Here is a 3,614-nt window from a genome sequence, read left to right as displayed (position 1 = left end):
TTTCCGTAGGGGCAATCCGACCCCTACTCCCCGTGGTTGCCCCGAAACAGCCCTACGCTGTGACGGGGGAGTATCCACTACCACAATTAATCCCAAGGCGCTTTTGTGGTGGATTGTTGAGTTGCTAGCAGCCTAAGCTGTCAACCATTAACCAGTGGAGGCGGTCAATTCTATTTCTTTAGCCCAAGGTATTGCTGCCAAAATATAGTAGATGTCATTTCCTTTGAAGCACTTTTCCATTTTTCACTTACGGATGACCATTCATTAATACCTTCAGCAGCAACTTTAAACCACCTAGTCAAAAGGTTAGTACCAGCTACTTTATCTACCTCATTTTGGTTGTTATAGCTTTTACTAAGCTTTACAATGCTCATGTGAAAGCTTTCTGGGTCAGTGTTTTTGATAAAATCTGGGCCTTTTAGATAGTCTTCAAAAGCTTTTACAACCATCTCTACATGATTGTAATCAAAGTTTGCTAAAGCCTGAAGGATTACTTTTGTCAAATGCTCAACTGCCGCCATATATTCTGGAGAATAATGGATGGAATAAGCTATTAAATCATTGCGGATATAATAATAATTTTCCCAATTTACATTCTTGGCCGCCGCTGGTTGATGCCACACCGCCATTGATGGAAAAGCTACAATGTTATTGCCCAACTCTTTTATTCTTAAACCAAACTCTACATCATCTATTTTGATAAATAAAGGCAGAGGTAATTTAGTTTGTTCAACAAGTTCCTTAGAAAAAGAGAAAAACCAAAATCCGCCATAGTCTACATCTTCTTCCTTGAGCAACCTGTTGAGAGAATTAGAATCTCGTAAATCGATATTATAATTTAAAGCAATTAATGCCCCAGGCCCAAATCCTCTAGTTTTAGAATAGGCGTTGTACGATGCTCCTGCTTCATACAAAATATGCTTTTTTTGTAAATTTAGCAGTCCACCAGCTACAGCAAAATCAGAATTGGCGTATTCATACAAAGGAAATAATTTATAAATACATTCACTTTCTAACTCTATATCATCATCCATAAGCAAAAAGTGAGAATATTTTTTTTCCTCTAAAGCTTCGACCAACCCTCTGGTAAAGCCCCCGCTTCCACCCGCATTTATATTAGGAACTAGCCTCAGTTTTGGCTTTCCGAAATCAGCTTCATCTAAAGTTCTACCATTATCAACAACGAATACTTTAAAGTCCTTGGTTTCTAGTAATTCATCTTGAAAAATTGCCTTTAATGTATTTTGTATGAAGTCCTCTTTTTTAAAAGTGCAAATTACAATCCCCAAGGATGCTTCTCTAGTTTTACTTTGATCGGTTGCTATCCATGCCCCTTTAAATTCACCCTGTTCACTAGAACAAGTTATTTCAAAATATATTCTGCCCGCTTTTTTGCCTTGAAGGAGATTTATTGGTGATAGTTTTACAGGATCTGAGAATTGACATTTATCAAAGCTTTCTTCAGAAATTATTTCTTTGTTTTTTTGTCCATCAAATTCTCGGTAAACAGAAACCTTAAAATCGCCTTCAAGTTTCAGCACATAGTAGATAGAGCTAAGAGTTGTATATTGAGTATAATATCTCTCGTAAAACGAATTAAAGTAAGAATTTGAGGAGACAACACCACCCTGAGATAAAACAACTTTTTTGTCATCTTCCTGGTAGTTTATAGATGCAGATTCATTACACCGTATATATACATCCGAGACCTCGGCTGATTTTGGTAGCTTAATTCCAGCTAATATATTCATGTAATATCTCCCTGTTATTGTAGTAGACTTAGTTATTTTATTTGACTGATGTTAAACAGCCTTAGCTTAAGAGTAAATTGTGGATAGGTTCTAGTACCTCCTCCTTGAGGCATAACTCGTATCAGATTTTTTTAAGTCGTGGATAAAGGGATTGATATCGCATGAAAGCCTCTTCTAAGCTTGGATCAACTGATTGCGGACTTGCAGCAAGCGTTGGTGCGGCTGTTAGTTTGAGCGTGTCATTAGCATCTGCGTATACACCAATTCCGATACCCGCCAGTAGAGCAGCACCACGCGCGGAAGCCGCAGCAACTGTAGTTGCATAGAGGGGTATTCTCAATACATCAGTCAGTAATTGTTTCCAAGGCATTTCTGCCGTTCCACCGCCTGCTAAACGCAGTTCTGTCGCTTTAAAACCTGTTGCCTCCAGTGCCTCCAAACCTTGTCGCAAAGCAAAAGCAACTCCCTCTAAAGCCGATCGCATCAAGTGCGCCTGTGTGTGATGAAGTCCTAGCCCCACCCATGCCCCGCGTATATAAGGGTCAAGGTGTGGAGTTCGCTCACCCGTGAGGTAGGGCAAAAATGTCAACCCTTCACATCCTGGGGGAACAGAAAACGCTTTAGTATAGACTTGCTCCCAGCTCAAGCCGAGGATACCTCGCACCCACTCAAGCGCTAACCCGGCATTTTGCATTGCTGCAAGGGTGTACCACTGGTTAGGTAGGGCCGATCGATAGAGATGTGTACGACCATGACGATCGATAATTGGTTGCGATCGAGGTGTAATGATTTGAGCGCCTGTGCCGACGGTTAGTTGAACCAAACCAGGCTCTAGTAGCCCGTTGCCAAGTGCCGCCGCTGCGGTATCCGCCGCACCAGCGATAACGGGTAAGCCAACTCTTAAGCCAAGATGCTCTGAAGCAATAGTTGTTAGGTAGCCTGCGATCGCACTAGAGGGGATAATTTTTGGTAAGCAATCATAGCGTAGATTCATCGCCCAGACTGCATCCTCTGCCCAGTTATCCGACACAACATCGTAAAGCAAAGTACCGCTAGCATCAGATGGTTCGGTTGCAACTTCTCCAGTCATCCGTAACCGCAGCCAATCTTTTGGCTGGAGTGCCCAACGCGCTTCGGTGTAAACATTAGCCTCGTGTTCTCGTAGCCACAACAAAGTGGGGCCCGCCATTCCAGCCGTAATCGGGTTGCCCAAGCGCTCTAGAATAGCCGCATCGATCGAATGATAAGTGTTCAGCGTGGCACTAGAGCGAGTATCTGCCCAGAGGATAGCAGGGCGCAGGGGCTCACCAGACTCCGAAGCTAGCACAACACCGTGCATTTGCCCTGAAAGTGCGATCGCCAGTACCCGATCGGCGTGATTTCCCACTGCCTTCCTAACAGCCGAGGCAACCGCTAACCACCAATCTTCTGGTTCCGACTCAGCCCATCCAGGTTGGGGTGCATGAACAGGATAGGATGTTGATGCTTCACCTATAGTGGTTCCGTCTGTCCCTAGGAGCAATGCCTTAGCAGAGCCTGTTCCTAAATCTATTCCAAGCAGCATGATAGCTAATCCTCAAATCATTTAGTTTCTCAGCAAACGGGCGATCGCTTTTAGCAATTCATCAGGTTCAACAGGCTTGGAGATATGCATCTGAAATCCCGCAGCTAAGGCTTGCTGCTGATTGATTTCTCCAGCATAGGCAGTAAGTGCGATCGCAGGAATCGTGCCTCCCTGTTCAGGAGACCACTTTCTAATGTGCCGAATCAGGGCATAACCATCCATCTGCTACACAAATACTAGACAAGTCTAGACATTTGCTTCTTACTTCATCGGGAGCATGGGAGCGGTTATCCCTCAGT

General features: G+C 43.7%; 2 protein-coding genes and 1 pseudogene. All 3 read right to left on the bottom strand.

Annotated elements, in window-relative coordinates; translation table 11 throughout:
- Positions 1 to 170: 170 nt before the first annotated feature.
- A complete protein-coding gene (locus QUA16_RS15675) occupies positions 171 to 1,751 on the bottom strand; it encodes a glycosyltransferase (RefSeq protein WP_333109470.1) in 1,581 nt (526 codons plus the stop codon).
- Positions 1,752 to 1,872: 121 nt separating this feature from the next.
- The gene (xylB, locus tag QUA16_RS15670) at positions 1,873 to 3,315 is read right to left on the bottom strand and encodes a xylulokinase (RefSeq protein WP_333109471.1); all 1,443 of its coding nucleotides are present in this window, start codon (positions 3,313 to 3,315) and stop codon (positions 1,873 to 1,875) included.
- Positions 3,316 to 3,336: 21 nt separating this feature from the next.
- A pseudogene (locus tag QUA16_RS15665) lies at positions 3,337 to 3,540 on the bottom strand (response regulator); the annotation flags it as partial.
- Between the last annotated feature and the right edge of the window lie 74 nt (positions 3,541 to 3,614).

Source organism: Microcoleus sp. S13_C3, assembly GCF_036700905.1.
Lineage (GTDB): Bacteria > Cyanobacteriota > Cyanobacteriia > Cyanobacteriales > Microcoleaceae > Microcoleus.
Note: the sequence above shows the minus strand (reverse complement) of the source record. Positions and strands in the feature narration are given on the sequence as shown.

Coding starts and splice junctions, on each gene's coding strand:
- QUA16_RS15675 (WP_333109470.1), bottom strand. CDS start 1,751: ATGAATATATTAGCTGGAATTAAGCTACCAAAATCAGCCGAGGTCTCG.
- xylB (WP_333109471.1), bottom strand. CDS start 3,315: ATGCTGCTTGGAATAGATTTAGGAACAGGCTCTGCTAAGGCATTGCTC.